The organism is Trichococcus flocculiformis, assembly GCF_900113645.1.
GTDB classification, from domain to species: Bacteria; Bacillota; Bacilli; order Lactobacillales; family Aerococcaceae; genus Trichococcus; species Trichococcus flocculiformis.
Map to the genome: position 1 here is coordinate 20,940 of NZ_FOQC01000024.1, position 14,969 is coordinate 35,908.

Annotated in this window: 13 protein-coding genes; 7 read left to right on the forward strand and 6 right to left on the reverse strand. The window is 46.5% G+C overall.

The annotated features are described in order from the left end of the window. Nucleotides 1-8: 8 nt before the first annotated feature. The 3 genes from BMZ71_RS09155 to BMZ71_RS09165 all read right to left on the reverse strand — a co-directional run bounded on the left by BMZ71_RS09155 (nucleotide 9) and on the right by BMZ71_RS09165 (nucleotide 3,585). Nucleotides 9-875, reverse strand: a complete 867-nt coding sequence (locus BMZ71_RS09155; protein WP_218142792.1) for a carbohydrate ABC transporter permease — start codon at nucleotides 873-875, stop codon at nucleotides 9-11. A 139-nt stretch (nucleotides 876-1,014) separates the two neighbouring features. Further along, nucleotides 1,015-2,289, reverse strand: coding sequence for an ABC transporter substrate-binding protein (locus tag BMZ71_RS09160; RefSeq protein WP_086989669.1), 1,275 nt, complete (start codon nucleotides 2,287-2,289; stop codon nucleotides 1,015-1,017). A gap of 459 nt (nucleotides 2,290-2,748) precedes the next feature. Beyond that, nucleotides 2,749-3,585: an AraC family transcriptional regulator gene (locus BMZ71_RS09165; protein ID WP_177187565.1), complete on the reverse strand. Its 837-nt coding sequence runs from the start codon at nucleotides 3,583-3,585 to the stop codon at nucleotides 2,749-2,751. Between the two features lie 231 nt (nucleotides 3,586-3,816). On the opposite strand from BMZ71_RS09165, the gene BMZ71_RS09170 reads away from it, so the two are divergent. The 5 genes from BMZ71_RS09170 to BMZ71_RS09190 all read left to right on the forward strand — a co-directional run bounded on the left by BMZ71_RS09170 (nucleotide 3,817) and on the right by BMZ71_RS09190 (nucleotide 7,792). Next, nucleotides 3,817-4,581 carry a DUF6612 family protein gene (locus tag BMZ71_RS09170; protein ID WP_086989665.1) on the forward strand — a complete coding sequence of 255 codons (765 nt, stop codon included), beginning with the start codon at nucleotides 3,817-3,819 and terminating at the stop codon, nucleotides 4,579-4,581. A gap of 153 nt (nucleotides 4,582-4,734) precedes the next feature. Continuing rightward, on the forward strand, nucleotides 4,735-5,106 hold the full coding sequence (locus tag BMZ71_RS09175; protein ID WP_232309336.1) for a GntR family transcriptional regulator: 372 nt from the start codon (nucleotides 4,735-4,737) through the stop codon (nucleotides 5,104-5,106). Next, nucleotides 5,099-5,788 (forward strand): ABC transporter ATP-binding protein, encoded by a 690-nt coding sequence (locus BMZ71_RS09180; RefSeq protein WP_086989663.1) that lies wholly within the window; start codon nucleotides 5,099-5,101, stop codon nucleotides 5,786-5,788. Before BMZ71_RS09175 ends, BMZ71_RS09180 begins: the two co-directional genes overlap by 8 nt. Continuing rightward, a complete protein-coding gene (locus tag BMZ71_RS09185; RefSeq protein ID WP_086989661.1) occupies nucleotides 5,785-6,612 on the forward strand; it encodes a hypothetical protein in 828 nt (275 codons plus the stop codon). Before BMZ71_RS09180 ends, BMZ71_RS09185 begins: the two co-directional genes overlap by 4 nt. A gap of 13 nt (nucleotides 6,613-6,625) precedes the next feature. Continuing rightward, on the forward strand, nucleotides 6,626-7,792 hold the full coding sequence (locus BMZ71_RS09190; RefSeq protein ID WP_086989659.1) for a hypothetical protein: 1,167 nt from the start codon (nucleotides 6,626-6,628) through the stop codon (nucleotides 7,790-7,792). A 73-nt stretch (nucleotides 7,793-7,865) separates the two neighbouring features. Here the strand turns inward: BMZ71_RS09190 and BMZ71_RS09195 are convergent, their stop codons facing one another. The 3 genes from BMZ71_RS09195 to nrdD form a co-directional block, all read right to left on the reverse strand. Further along, entirely contained in the window at nucleotides 7,866-8,789 is a 924-nt protein-coding gene (locus BMZ71_RS09195) for an aldo/keto reductase (protein WP_068561441.1), read from the reverse strand. Between the two features lie 185 nt (nucleotides 8,790-8,974). Beyond that, complete coding sequence (gene nrdG / locus BMZ71_RS09200; RefSeq protein ID WP_086989657.1) at nucleotides 8,975-9,535, reverse strand: anaerobic ribonucleoside-triphosphate reductase activating protein; 561 nt, start codon at nucleotides 9,533-9,535, stop codon at nucleotides 8,975-8,977. 23 nt (nucleotides 9,536-9,558) lie between these two features. Beyond that, nucleotides 9,559-11,781 (reverse strand): anaerobic ribonucleoside-triphosphate reductase, encoded by a 2,223-nt coding sequence (nrdD, locus tag BMZ71_RS09205; protein ID WP_086989655.1) that lies wholly within the window; start codon nucleotides 11,779-11,781, stop codon nucleotides 9,559-9,561. Nucleotides 11,782-12,339: 558 nt separating this feature from the next. On the opposite strand from nrdD, the gene BMZ71_RS09210 reads away from it, so the two are divergent. Then, nucleotides 12,340-12,624: a hypothetical protein gene (locus BMZ71_RS09210; RefSeq protein ID WP_068561444.1), complete on the forward strand. Its 285-nt coding sequence runs from the start codon at nucleotides 12,340-12,342 to the stop codon at nucleotides 12,622-12,624. Nucleotides 12,625-13,015: 391 nt separating this feature from the next. Further along, complete coding sequence (locus BMZ71_RS09215; RefSeq protein WP_086989653.1) at nucleotides 13,016-14,695, forward strand: ammonium transporter; 1,680 nt, start codon at nucleotides 13,016-13,018, stop codon at nucleotides 14,693-14,695. Nucleotides 14,696-14,969: the final 274 nt, after the last annotated feature.

Below are 14,969 nucleotides of genomic sequence, written 5' to 3' on the forward strand. Positions count from 1 at the left end.
ATTCACTCCTAGTCGTAGGTGACCCATTTTTTCTGTGCCAGCAGCTGGATGCCGGTGATCGCCATGATGATAAGTACCAATGAGATGGCGACAGCCGAGCCGTAACCTTTATCATTGAGCACGAACGATTCATTGAAGAACATGTATACTAATGATTGCGTGCTCTTCAGCGCCAAGTTCGTGCGGTCGAACATCATGAAGATGATATCGAACACCTGCAGCGCACCGATGACACTCGTCACCGAAACGAAAAACAGTTGCGGCGAAAGCAATGGCAGCGTGATCGAGAAAAATTGTTTCAACGGTCCGGCACCGTCAACGACAGCCGCTTCATAATATTCTTTAGGTATTTCCTTCAGCCCTGCCAACAACAAGATCATGTTGTAGCCGACATTCGTCCAGATGCCGACGATGATGATCGACCAGATCGCCACTTCCGGATCGGTGATCCATAAGATATTTCCGGAATAACCGAGTTTATCAAGCACTGCATTCAGCAAGCCGTATTCCGAGTTGAACAGCCAGCGCCAAACCATGGCCACGGCCGCAGGAGCTGCAATCATCGGCAAGAAGAAGATCGTCCGGTACAGTCCGACCGCTTTTATCTTTGTATTCATCAATACCGCAAAGAACAGCGACAGGATGATGGTGATAGGTACTTGGATCCCGGCGTAGAAAAAAGTATTCTTCAACGATTGCCAAAATTCAGGATCTTGCAGCATTTTCAGATAATTGTCCAGCCCGACGAAGGTCGACGTGCCGAACGTGCTCACGCTCTGGAAACTCATGTACAGCGATTGGAACAACGGGATGACATTCAGGATCAAAAGCCCGATCAAAGTCGGAGCGATGAAAAACCAGCCCCATAACGCCATTTTTCTTTTGCGTTGCGCAGGTGTCACCGTACCTACCGTTTTTTCTTTAGGGATTGCTACATCCGATTTCATCATAATTCACCTCTATATATTGAAAGCCACTTATGAGCGTGTTCCCCATAAGCGGCCTTCTATTTTGTTATTTTTCGTTCGCCAAGACTTCTTCAACACCAGCGACGATGTCTGCAGCCACATCTTTAACAGTCGTTGTACCGTCAAATACCGGCATCAAAGCACTGTTTTCAACATCTTCCCAACGGGCTGTTTCTACTGAATAAGGCTTGATGTATGCATTTTCCATTTGGTCCACATATACTTGGATATTGAATTGGCTGTACGCGTTTACGAATGATTCTTCTGTTCCTTCATAAGCCGGAATTGCTGCGCCGTTCTCGCCTTGCAGGCGCATCGCTTCCTCTGTTCCCAGGAATTCGACGAATTTCAGGGCTGCTTCTTCATTTTCAGTTGAAGCTGCAACAGAGTTCGCCAAGCCGTTGAACAGTGTTGCCGCTTGTTTGCCTTTTGGTAATGGTGCGACATCAGCATTTGCAGCCGTATAGTCGTTGTTCGCCATTTCGCCTGTCATCCAAGATCCGAAGAAGCCCATTGCACCGCGTCCTGATTGGAAGAAGGATAAGTTTGTGTTTTCAGCAAATTGACTTTGTGTCGGCGACACGCCATGTTTCACGCTCAGATCCGCATACCATTGCACGGCTTCGATTGTTTCGTCCAAACGGAAGCCGGATTCAGTCTTGTCATCGGACAATACGTAGCCACCGTTTTGGAAGATAAAGTTGTGGTAGCCTTCTTGTCTGTTCAAAGGAGCCAGGATACCGTATACACCGTTGTCGGGATCGTTCAATGTTTGAGCAGCTTCCAGCATTGTGTCCCAAGTCCAGGTTTCATCCGGATAAGCAATGCCCGCTGCGTCGAACAATGTTTTGTTGTACCACAGCCCGATTGTGTCATAGTCTTTCGGGATGCCGTAGACTGCATCATCAGCAGAATACAATTCGACCAATTCTTCCGGGAAATGATCCAATGAAGTCACTTCGCTGTTTGCGTAGGTTTCCGACAAATCCATCAGGACGCCGCCTGTAGCATATTTCGCGATTTCATTAGAATGCATCCAGAATACATCCGGCATGCTATCACCTTTTGCGCCCGCTTCCAATTTGGTCCAGTATTGATCCCAAGGCGTCACTTCCACTTTTACATCGATGCCTGGGTTATCCGCTTCGAAAGCTTCTGCGATCGCTTCCATTCCCGGTTGTTGGATTTTGTCCCAGATGCTGTAAGTGATGGTCACATCACCGGAACCGGCTTCTCCATCGGAACCGTTTCCGCATGCACCTAAAACAAGTCCTGACAACAATACTGTAGCTAATGATACTTTCTTCCAATTCTTTAACATCTCTTCTCCACCTTTTCTTTTATCTATAAAATTGTATAGTCGGAAACAAAGGAACTTCCAGGTAACTGAGCAAATACATGTGACATGTTCAAAAACAATCGATTTGTAAACGTTTACTTGTTTTGATGTCTTAATAATACCAAATACAGCAGATAGCTGATAGATATTCAGCCATACAAAAACATACTTTTTTGTTGATTTTAAAAACTATCGATAAATACCATACAGGCACCGCGCTATACAGCAGTCGTTCCCGGCTTTCCCACTCCTTTCGTTTCTGTTAGCTGACTTGTTTTAAATTATAGGCACTTGAAAGCGCATTCCATATAGTGCAATGTTTTTAATATCAGTCAAAATGTTGGATGCTGAATAAACGAGAAAAGGCCGGATCTACCCGGACCCGACGCAACAACGGTTCCAAGCGGCCAGGCCTTTTTTCGACTGAAACACCTGATTGGCTTATTTGGTTTTGACTTTTTTGACGTAGGCCCTCGGTGACAGTTGCATTTTGCTCTTGAAAATGCGCGTAAAACTCAATGGATTCTGGTAGCCGACCTTTTCAGCGATATCAGAGATACTCAGGTCCGTCGTTTCCAGATACTCCCGACTTTTCTGAATGCGGAAATCGATCAGATATTCATGCGGTGTCCGGTTTGTCGTTTTATGGAAAACAGCAGTCAAATAGGAGTCATTCAGAGACAATTCCCGGCTGATGTCGCCGATCAGAAAGTCACTGTCCTGATACCTGTCTTTGATGATTTCGATTGCCCTTTTCGTGTATTCGACACCTTTATTGATTTTCTCAATCTGTTTGATTTCGGTGCCATCCAAATCATGTGCGAGCATGCTCAAAAAGAGGTACAACTGTCCTTGCAGACGCAGCCGGGATAACGTATCGAACGGATTTGCCGCCATAATCTCCTGCAGCATCGCCTTCACCTGTCCAAAGTTCTTCACGTTCCCCACCGGATGCGAAACCTGGAAACCGATGGCCGTCAGCAAAGCTTCCAGATGCTCGCCCTTCATTCCGATCCAATAATATTCCCAAGGATCCTCTTCATCCGCTTGATAATAGGTCATCACATTCGGATAAATGATGAAGAACTGGCCTTCTTTCAGGTTGAAGCGGCTATTGCCGATTTCGAAATATCCCTTTCCCTTCATAATGATATGGATCAAAAAATATTCCCGGACTGTCGGCCCGAAACTGTGGTTGGGAGCGCACTGCTCTTTGCCTTTGGTTGTGTAGTAAAGATCCTTGTAATAGATTTCTTCCTTAAAAAAATCTTCATCCATTTCCATCACCTCGGTCCTTATTTATGTTGTAGCCGCTGCCCCCATTATAGAATGCTCTCCTTGCTATGGCAAACCCGCACTTTTATCCGCAACTCTCCTCCCGCATGAAACTCCGCCCTTTCGCAATCACAGATTCTCTTGTACAATGAGAAAAGATTGCCCGCGTATCGGGCAGATCCCAAACAAACTGACTAATCCCATACCTTTGCTATAGATTTGGAGGCAATACCCTTGAAAAAAATCATCCTTTCCGCGTTGCTGCTTCTGCCGCTCTTCCTGCTTTCAGCCTGCACAACCGCCCTGCCTGGGGAAGAAGTCATGCAGAATCTGGTCAACCGTTCCGCCGACCTGGATAGCTATCACCAGTTCGTCGCTTTCAGAACAACAACCACCAAAGAGGATCTCAATGGAGCAACAACAGTGAACGAGCAGTACACAACCGCTGACGCGACGCTGTTCCCGGAAGAAAAGACCGGCTATGGAAAGCGGATAAACAAAAACAACCCTTATCCCGCAACCAAATCCGAATTCTACGTGACTGCTGAAGTGGGTTACGTCCGGACCGACGATGCCGACTGGACCGCTTATGCCACCCCTGATGTACCCTTAGCCAGCCTGCAGGTCTATCCGCTGGAAACGTTCATCGAACTGAGCCAAATCATTGAAACGTACGGCACGCTCGAACGGAAAGGGGATGAGTATGTGCTGCACTTTTCCGGCAGCGATGATGCGTTGAATAAAGAGATCAACTACCTATTCCAGACTTTTCCAGCCGAACGGACCGATTACGATATCGAAATTCGTCTGGATGCCGAAACCTTCTATCTGAGCGACTTCTCCTACCGCTCGATCGTTACGCAAGCCGACCAGAAAGCCGTCTCCACGACGGAACTGACCGGCGAGTTCGATCTGTATGATCAAGCAAAAAAGTTGAAGTCGACGCCGGTATTCGATTCAGCAAGTAGTGTCCCGGAGACGAGTGATTCTTCATTTTGATAAAAATTCAATCCCAAAGTCAATCAATGTCTGCCTCTGGGATTTTAGTTGACTTACAGGTGTATTATGCATATAATACACCTGTACATATATTTTTTAACCCAAGTGTATTAACCGTTTAATACAATCGATCGGAAAAGGCAGGTGGAAAAAGTGATTTTTGACAAAAGAAGTCCGGTCTACGAACAGATTATCGAAATGCACAAGCAGAAAATCGTAAGCGGCGCTTTCCAACCCGGACAAGAAATACCGTCGCGCCGGGAATTGGCTACACAATTAAAAGTAAATCCGAATACGGTACAGCGTGCTTATAAGGAAATGGAGGGGCTTGGTTTGATTTATACAGATGGAAATTCTCTCAGCAAAATAACGGAAAGCCAATCAAAAATCCAGACATTAAGACAAGAGCTATTGGACGAGGCCTTGCAGGGATTCATCGAAACGGTACGCACAATCGGACTAGAGGATGAAGCGGTCCTGGACTTGATCAAAAAGCGCTTGAAGGAGGTGCACGTGAATGATTGAAATCAAGAATCTGGAAAAAAAATACGGCAAACGGACCATTTTGGAAGATGTCAGCTTTACCATCAAAAAAAATGAAGTGACTTGTCTGACCGGAATGAACGGTACAGGCAAAACGACCCTCATGAACTGTATTATGGGCTTAGTTCCACGCAACAACGGCTCGATTACGATCGACGGGCAAGACATTCATAAACAGCTATACGAAAAAATCTCCTATATCCCTGACTCACTGACGATGCCCCGATGGATGACAATCGCGGAGTCGATGAAGTTTATGAGTACCTACTACCCGAATTGGAATGCCGCCAAAGCGGATGAATTACTTTCGTTTTTCCGTCTGGAATCGGATCTGCAACTGAAAAATCTCTCAAAAGGGAATAGCGCAAAGGTGAGTTTCTTGTTGGGACTTTCTCTGGACGCGGATTACTATTTGATGGATGAGCCATTTTCCGGCATCGATGTCTTTGCCCGCGAGGATATTCTCGAGGTCTTCACGAGCAAATTCGTAACGGACAAGGGCGTTCTCATCGCCACTCATCATACGGATGAAGTCGAAATGTTGTTGGACCGGATCGTCATGCTGCGCAGCGGGCGTGTCGTCAAAGATTTTTACGCAGAAGACATCCGCCAAAACGAAGGAAAGGCTGTCATTGATGTGATGCGGGAGGTGTATCAACCATGAAAAAATTTATGGAACTATGGATATTTGAATGGAATCGCGCGAAACGGTTCTATAGCTTCCTGTTGGCTTTTGTGACGGCTTTACAGGCTTATGCAGTCTTCCACGAATACCATTTCTGGAAAGATGGATATGAAAACTACCGGCAACAGAACTATGCTGCACGACCCGAACAATATCTGCAGGACTATGGGTATCTTACGTTGGAGGATGTAACCAACAACTCGTTCTTCGTTTTTTCGATCATGACAGCCATTTTCGCATTGCTGTTCTATGCCGTCTTTATCTGGTATCAGGATTGGTCTGGAAAAAACCGTTTCTCTTTCCGTTTGCTCAGTCTGCCGGGTAACCGTTTCGCTGTGTATGCAGCAAAATTTGCGACCATTTGGCTCCTGATTACAGGGCTGCAAGTTTGGCAAATCGGACTTTTGTATCTTGAGGAGCTGGTCTTTTCCGGACTTATTCCGGCGGACATCTATCGGGAAATCCCCTTGCAGATGGCATCAACCAGCGCTTCTCCATTGGCCTTGGCTTTACCAAGTCTCTTTTCCAATTATCTGCTTTTTTACACTATTGGCTATACAGCGCTCACTTTAGGGTACACGTTCATCCTGATGCACTTGAGCGGACGTTGGAAAGGGGTATTCTTGGCAGCTACTCTCGCAATCGTCCTCTTTGCCGCGATGCTTCTCTTCTTGCGTACCGGCATCACGACGCGTTTGTATGCGGAAGAAAAGTACTGGATGACGATTGCCGTGAGCCTTATGCTTTTGCTGTCCGGGACATGGGCTAATTATCGGTTGCTTGAAAAACGCATCAGCGTATAGAAGGAGGACAAAAATGAGAAAACAAACAATTTTATTGCTGAGTCTCCTCCTGCTTACCGTTCTCGGAGGGTTCTATGTCCAGCCGCTATTGGCAAAAGAAGAGCCTTTGCGCATCGGTATTGAGACAATTTCTGGTGATGAAGCAGTTTTGGATGGCTTACTCTATTACGGAACAGCACACTCGCAATGGGAAACGACTACCCTAAGCTTTGACAGCTCCGGCTTGCGCCATTCCGAGACGCAACGTCAGGATGCATTCTTCCAAGACTACGCAGAAAGCGCTGTTCAGGTTTGGCGCGATGAGTATAAAGCATTTATGCGTGGGAAGCGGCCTTTTGAAGGGAATTATGCCGAAACCGAAGGAAACTTATACTATACAGCAGCGGATAATGACGGATTCCTGATAGCGACACTGGATAAGGCTGACAGAACTGTTGCGGAAACGCTCCTCGCTTATCCGGAAAAAAAAGAAAAGACCTATTATAACGTCAATAGCACGGACTTCCTGGACGGTAAACTAATTATCTCGTACAGCCGTTATAATGAGTATTCAAATGATCGTGGCACGGATATCCTGATTTATGATCTGGACAGTGGTATGCAGGAGGAACATTTTGCTTTCGATATACCTGCGGATTTTACGGGTTATCAGAGTGTTACCACATCCGTGTTGACACAAGGCGATCAAAAAGCAATCTTCGTCATGGAGCGGCTCGAAGAAACTGATTCGGAAGCTACAGAATACGTTGCACCGGTTGTCTCACTATCCTTCAAGCGCTATGATTGGACAACGAAGGAATGGTCAAAACTGGCTGCTGAAGCATTGGCGGATGATTTATCTTACGCAATTAAGGATGGTATTTTCTATCAATTGCAGCACACGGATCAGGAATGGTCAATCCAACCACTTGATCTGATGCAGGATCAAGTGCGCGATAAAATCATTCTCCAGAATACTGCTGATTGGGAAGAGACCGTTGATATGAATTGGCAAATCCTCGTTTCCGACAGCCGCATCATACTGACGGAAAATTATCTGGAGCCTGACCGGGCTTCCAAACTGGCTGTTTTCGAACTCCAGTCCGGGGAAATGCTCTACAGCGGGGAAATCAACGCCACGTTCGCCGATACAAAAAAAATCGATTTGCTCTATTTTGATAAGATTATTTACGAACCCTAAAGCGAAAAAAGAACAAGATTCCAATTGGAGTCTTGTTCTTTTTTTATTTCTCTTTAACTGTTGCTGCCTTTCTTTAAGGCAACATTTTGCCTGCAGCCTTATAGAGTTCATACCACTCGGTGCGGCTCAGCGCCACATCGGAAGCTTTGCAGATGGCTGCAATACGCTCTGGGTTCATGCTGCCGACAATTGGCTGCATTTTAGCCGGATGACGCAACAACCACGCGATTGCGATTGCTTCCCGGGATACGCCTTTATCTTCCGCAATTGTGTTGATTTTTTCATTTAATTCCGGATAATCGGGATGGTCGAAGAACAGCCCTTTCTTGCCATTACCAGCTTGGAATGGCGACCACGGCTGGATCGTCATGTCCGAGATCCGGCTGTATTCCAGGACGGAACCGTCGTGCATGAATGAAGGATTGTTCATCATGTTCACGTTGAATCCTGCATCGATCATCGGTGCGTGGGTCAGACTGAGCTGCAGTTGATTGATCAATAATGGCTGTGTGACAGCTTTCTTCAACAATTCAATCTGCATCGGATTTTGGTTGCTGACGCCGAAATGGCGCACTTTCCCTGCTTTGTGCAGTTCATCGAAAGCTTCGGCGACTTCCTCCGGTTCCACCAACGTATCCGGACGGTGCAGCAGCAAGGCATCCACGTAATCGGTCTGAAGTCGTTTCAGACTTCCCTCCACCGATGCGATGATATGTTCTTTTGAGAAATCGAACATGACACCCGGCACGATGCCGCATTTCGTCTGCAGCATCACGCTGTCCCTCGCGATGCCGAGTTCCTTAAAGGCTTTTCCGAAAATTTCCTCCGAAGTCCCTCTGCCGTAGATGTCCGCATGATCGAAGTAATCGATGCCGTTGTCCACTGCCGTGCGGATGACCACTGTCGCCTCTTCATGCGTCAAAGCGTTCATACGCATGATGCCGAGCGAAATTTCTGATGCTAACAGTCCTGAATTACCGATGTTTATTTTTTTCAACTGTCATACCAGCTTTCTTATTGGGATTATTTGAAAACGTTTCAATAAAATTAGTATAGCATTTTTGATGGGCTTTTGGGTACTGAAGCGCATCACAAAAAGGCTACCGGGTACCCCAGTGAGCTGAAATCAAACGCACAAAAAAATGCCGCCTCGAAGTGAGGCAGCACGATATGTTTTAACATTCAAGCGTAAGCATTGGCCCAAAGGACTTTTTCTCCGGCTTCCAGCGATTTTTGCACATCGATGATAGTCTGATTGGAGCTGCCGCGGAATTTCAATGTCAGATCCCGTTTGGACAGTTCGAAGCGGCCGTCGACGAGTACATCCATCAAGCGCAGCAATTCCTGCTTGTCTTCGGATTCTGAAGACAATTCGTCCCAATAGTAGCCGGTCCAGCCCCAGATGTCCTTGGTCCGGCCGAACTCGGCCCGGATCCGCTGCGCAAGCCGCAGCGCGACCTTCGTGTTGAGGAACGGTTCGCCGCCCAAAAGCGTCAAGCCCTGTACATAAGGCTGGCGCAGATCGGCCATGATCTGTTCCTCCAGCTCGTCGGTGTAGTCAATCCCATAGTCGAAATTCTGGACAATCTTATTGTAGCAGCCTTCGCAGGCGAACAGGCAGCCGCTCAGATAGATGCTGCAGCGCACGCCTTCGCCATCGACAAAGTTAAACGGTTTGTAGTCCGCAACCTTGTCCTTGCTGTATTTCTCTGCCAACCATTCTTGCGGTTGCGGATTTTTCACTTCACATCACCTAACTGTTCTGATTACTGTTCTGACTTGCAATCCGCATGCAGATGTTTGACGCGGGCGGAAATTTCTTTATGGCGACCTTTCACCATCGGACGGATCTGCGGATTGCCGAGATAGCCGCATGTGCGTTTTACGACGTCGCATGTCTGCGGATCGGTATTGCCGCATTCCGGGCATTGGAATCCGCGTTCTGTCGGATTGAAGTCTCCTTCGAAACCGCACTCCAGGCAGTGGTCGATCGGCGTATTCGTTCCCAAATAGCCAACTTTGTCGTAGGCGAAATCCCAGACTGTTTCCAACGCTTTCGGATTTTGCTGCAAGTTCGGGTATTCGCAATAATGGATAAAGCCGCCTGAGCAATATTGCGGATATTCCATTTCGAAGGCGATTTTTTCGAAAGGATTCGGATTCTTGCGGACATCGTAATGGAAGCTGTTTGTGTAGTATTCCTTATCCGTGATATCAGCGATGATGCCGAATTTCTCTGTGTCCATGCTGCAGAAGCGATCGGTCAAACTTTCGCTCGGAGTCGAGTAGACGCTGAAATGATAACCGTATTGGTTGCCCCAAGCATCCGTTTTTTCCTTCATCTTCTTGACGATGTCCAAAGTGAAGGCTTTTGCTTCCGGATTCGTTTCCCAATCTGCTCCGTAGAAAACGGTAGCCGCTTCATACAATCCGATATATCCCAGAGAGACTGTAGCGCGTTTGTTTTTGAATAGTTCATCGACCTTATCCGTTTCACCCAGGCGTTTCCCGAAGGCTCCGTGCTGGTACAGGATCGGTGCGTTCGTAGGCGTCGCTTCTTTGGTGCGTTCGACACGGTAGACGAGGGCATCCTTACAGATGGCCAAGCGTTCCTCGAAGATGTTCCAGAATGCTTCCGGATTCCCTTCCGATTCCAAGGCGATTCTAGGGATGTTCAACGTCACGACCCCAAGATTCATCCGACCGGAATTGACTTCATTTCCGTTTTCGTCTTCCCAGCCCTGCAGGAAGGAACGGCAACCCATCGGTGTCTTGAAACTGCCTGTCAATTCAACGATTTTATCGTACATCAGCACATCCGGATACATCCGTTTCGTGGCACAAGTGATGGCCAACTGCTTGATGTCATAGTTGGGATCGTGTGTCTCTAGGTTCGTGCCTTTTTTCAAGGCGAAGATCAATTTCGGGAAGATTGCTGTACGTCTTTCCTTGCCCAATCCTTTGATGCGTACTTGCAGGACGGCTTTTTGGATTTCGCGCGCAAACCAATCCGTCCCCAAGCCAAATCCGAGCGTGGTGAATGGTGTTTGTCCGTTTGAAGTGTAGAGTGTGTTGATTTCGTACTCCAGGCTTTGCATAGCATCATAGATGTCTTTGCGGGTTTTTTCTTCGGCATAAGCGATCTGTTTCGCTTCGCCATCAACCCAATCCTTAGCCGTTTCCAGATGTTTCTCATAGTTCAGGCGTGCGTAAGGTGCCAACACTTCGTCGACCCGGTCTGCGCTGCAGCCGCCGTATTGACTGGAAGCGACGTTCGCAAAAATCTGCGCCATTTGGGCAGTCGCCGTGTTGACTGAACGCGGGCTGTCCACTTCGGCATTACCGATTTTGAAACCTTCACGGAGCATATTCTGGAAATCGATCAGCACACAGTTCGTCATCGGTGAGTACGGCTGGTAATCCAAGTCATGGTAATGGATATCGCCTTTCATGTGGGCGTTGGAAACGTGTTTCGGCAACATCCTCAAGCCGATCGCTTTCGCGGCCACTCCTGCCGTCAAGTCCCGGATCGTATTGAAGACACGGCTGTCCTTGTTGGCATTCTCATTGACGACGCTCTGATCGGCATTCATCAGGCTCTGGATGCGCAATTCGATGTCCTGTTGTTGAAGTTTTTTGACTTTCTTCGCTAATTTATAGGTATTGTAGGCTTCGGCTAATGGCAGATTACCCATTTCAGCAAGCGTCGCTTCAACCTGATCATGGATATCATCCGTCGAAACACTTTCCGCTTCTGACGCAATCAGTTTGTCTACAACCAGTGCCACGACAGCATCCACATCGTGATCTGCAGCCGCTTCGTTCTGTTCAGATAAAAAACGCTCCGCTTTTTTGATTGCTTTATATATTTTCTTGGCATGAAAAGGAACAACCCGTCCATCCGCCTTCAATACTTGGATGTTCACTTCTGTGTCAGCGACTTGAAGATTCGTGCTCTCATTTAAGTAATCTGTTGGTAATGAAGCCATATTTTTCCCACTCCTTAGTTAAAAATCAACCGAACATGCAAAAAAAGCTAATAAAAAGTAAGAGGTAGTTACAAAGTGAGCAAGCTTTCCCTATCGGACGCGCTTCTCACGTTGGTTGCCTCTACTTAAAGTAGACTCTGTTTCGATTCACTGTATATACTATATATCATCCACACATAAATTTCCACCACAATATATAGTGTTTAAAGTCAAATTCCGTCTAAATTCGGCAGACATATTTTGATGCTTTGGTCAATAGGAAAATACCCTGAAAATTAAAAAAATGTTAAAAATGTTAAAAATGTTAAAAAACATATAAAGTACATAAAATCAATAGAATCTACTGTACTTTGTAAAAAAAAGCAGTTATACTATGACTTGTCAGAAATGTAAGCGATTCATTCTTATTTTCGGATCTGTTATCCGGCTTTAAGCCACAGGGATGTCAAAAGAATGAGGACACAAAAAAGGGGTGAAATGATAGTGTGGAAAAATAGAATGTTGCCTGAAATATCCAGAATTGCTAAATTTAGAATACCGGTCGGAGAAGGCCTATTTTTGAGACAGTGCGCTTCTTGGCAAAACCTTTTCCATCTGCCTTCATCTTATCGCTACCCGACTGGAAGCATCCAAGGCTATATTACACGATTGAATTGGACCGATGAATTTATCATTCTTGAAAAAGAACATAATGAAGCATTCGAATATTTTATTATCGATAGAAGAATTGAATCTGTAAAAGGCCCTTTTTCGAAGGAAGGGTTCGAGAAGGCGTTAAAAGAGGAAGCGATCGAGTTGCCATTGATTGAATTATCGGAAATGGACTGGATCATCAACTTTTAGAAGTTACTAAAAGAATACATAGAGCCGTAAGGAAAACATGTCCCGCATGTTTCCCTTACGGCTTTTTGCTGTATATTTGCTCTTTACCCCGGATATCCCCGCTGATGGAACCTATTCGTTGTCACCGATTCTGACATCCGTCCTATTCCCTACTCGCTCATGTCAGATTTATTTTAATCATGTTGACCAAAAAAACACAACCGCATCCAACATCCCTGCAATTTGATGAGATTTAAGTTCAGAAATCTCATCATTTTCGCATCCAAGCGCTTGCAAACATTGATTTGTAAGCATTGTCACATTATTTTACATGGTGCGTAAGCAGGATATAGCATCAATAAAATTATTTCTATACACTAAGACTATGCTAAAACAAAAGGAGGAATCATTTATGTTTTCATCAGTAGACACATTATGGACCTTGCTGGGAACGGTATTGGTATTCTTTATGCAAGCCGGTTTCGCGATGGTCGAGACGGGCTTCACTCGCGCCAAGAACGCAGCGAACATCATCATGAAAAATCTTATGGACTTTGTACTCGGATCGTTGGGATTCTTCCTTATCGGCTACAGCATCATGTTCGGGGACGATATCGCCGGCATCATCGGAACTCCTGCTTTATTTATGGAAGGACTTGATTCCACCATTCCTGGAACTGTCCATTTCATGTTCCAAAACGTATTCGCGGCAACTGCAGCCACTATCGTATCCGGAGCTGTTGCGGAACGGACAAAATTCAGCTCTTATCTCGTGTACTCTTTCATCATCTCCTTGTTGATCTATCCGATCTCCGGTCACTGGATCTGGGGCGGCGGTTGGTTGGCTCAAATGGGCTTCATTGACTTCGCTGGATCCACAGCCGTGCATATGGTAGGTGGCGTTGCTGCTCTTGTCGGGGCTGCCGTCGTCGGTCCGCGTATCGGAAAATATAAAGATGGAAAAGCGCAAGTCATTCCTGGCCACAATTTGACGATCGGTGCCCTTGGCGTCTTCATCCTCTGGTTCGCATGGTTCGGATTCAACGGAGCATCAACGGTTGCGGCAACTGGAGACGAAACCCTTGCCTTGATTGGTACGATCTTCTTGAATACAAACTTATCCGCAGTCACAGCGACTCTGGTCACGCTCTTATTCACTTGGGCGAAATACGGCAAACCCGATGTTTCGATGACGCTGAACGGTTCATTGGCAGGTCTCGTAGCCATTACTGCCGGTTGTGCGGTCGTCTCTCCTTTCGGCGCCATCGCCATCGGATTCATCGCCGGCTTTGCCATTGTCCTTGCCGTTGAATTCGTCGATCAAAAATTGAAAATCGACGATCCCGTCGGTGCTTTCAGTGTCCACGGCGTGAACGGTGCCTTAGGAACAATCTTAGTCGGTGTTTTTGCAACAGATGGCGGATTATTGTACGGCGGTGGATTCAACCTGCTGGGCATACAAACGTTGGGTGTAACTTCTGTAGCTGCCTACACAGCCGGTTCCATGTACGTAGTCTTCAAGGTCATCCAAAAAACAATGGGTCTCCGCGTTACTGCTGAAGAAGAAATCGTCGGTATGGACGTCGCTGAGCATGGTTTGACTTCAAGCTACCATGACTTTGTCGCAACGACTGCTTTCGAAGATTATCTGACTGACAACAGCAAACCTGCAGCAATCCCTGCTATCCAAGAAGTGGATCTCAGCAAAGTCGGTGCCTTCAAATTGGCTGATTCAGGTTTCACGATGAATAAAGTGGACATCATTGCCAATCCTGATAAGCTGGAGCGACTGAAAGCGGAATTGAATGCTATCGGGGTAACCGGCATGACGGTCACATCCGTACATGGTTACGGGCTCCAAAAAGGTCAACAAACCTTCTATCGTGGTGCGAAAGCTGAGGGCAATCTGTTGCCGAAAGTCCGCATCGAAACAATCATCAGCGAGGTCCCTGTCGAAGAAGTCATCCGTGCTGCCCGCCGCGCATTGTACACCGGCCATGTCGGTGACGGCAAAGTCTTCGTTTCCCCGGTTGCCGATGCTTTCCGTATCAGCAACAGCGATTCAGGCCCAGCAGCCCTTAAATATTATTAAACCGAATAACAAAAGACTTAATGAAGCCAACAACGTCATTAACTTACGCAGCTGGACTTCCGAAAAAAGCGAGCGGGAACAATTTGTTGAATGTTCCTCAGCTATTCGACAATTTTGCCCCTGCGCTGAGCATTTCTTATGAATTCTGATCCAAGACGGATAAATGAGAGGTTTTCTCTCATATTTCCTCTACCACTTATTTGTCAACACCCTTAATTTAATGGCATTGATGAAGCCAAGGAGTCCTCTCTATGAGAAAACTCCTTGGCTTCAT

Excerpts from the sequence above, each read along its gene's own strand:
- BMZ71_RS09215 (WP_086989653.1), top strand. The coding sequence starts at position 13,016 with ATGTTTTCATCAGTAGACACATTATGGACCTTGCTGGGAACGGTATTG.
- BMZ71_RS09165 (WP_177187565.1), bottom strand. The coding sequence starts at position 3,585 with ATGGATGAAGATTTTTTTAAGGAAGAAATCTATTACAAGGATCTTTAC.
- nrdD (WP_086989655.1), bottom strand. The coding sequence starts at position 11,781 with ATGGCTTCATTACCAACAGATTACTTAAATGAGAGCACGAATCTTCAA.
- BMZ71_RS09185 (WP_086989661.1), top strand. The coding sequence starts at position 5,785 with ATGAAAAAATTTATGGAACTATGGATATTTGAATGGAATCGCGCGAAA.
- BMZ71_RS09190 (WP_086989659.1), top strand. The coding sequence starts at position 6,626 with ATGAGAAAACAAACAATTTTATTGCTGAGTCTCCTCCTGCTTACCGTT.
- BMZ71_RS09160 (WP_086989669.1), bottom strand. The coding sequence starts at position 2,289 with ATGTTAAAGAATTGGAAGAAAGTATCATTAGCTACAGTATTGTTGTCA.
- BMZ71_RS09180 (WP_086989663.1), top strand. The coding sequence starts at position 5,099 with ATGATTGAAATCAAGAATCTGGAAAAAAAATACGGCAAACGGACCATT.
- BMZ71_RS09155 (WP_218142792.1), bottom strand. The coding sequence starts at position 875 with ATGGCGTTATGGGGCTGGTTTTTCATCGCTCCGACTTTGATCGGGCTT.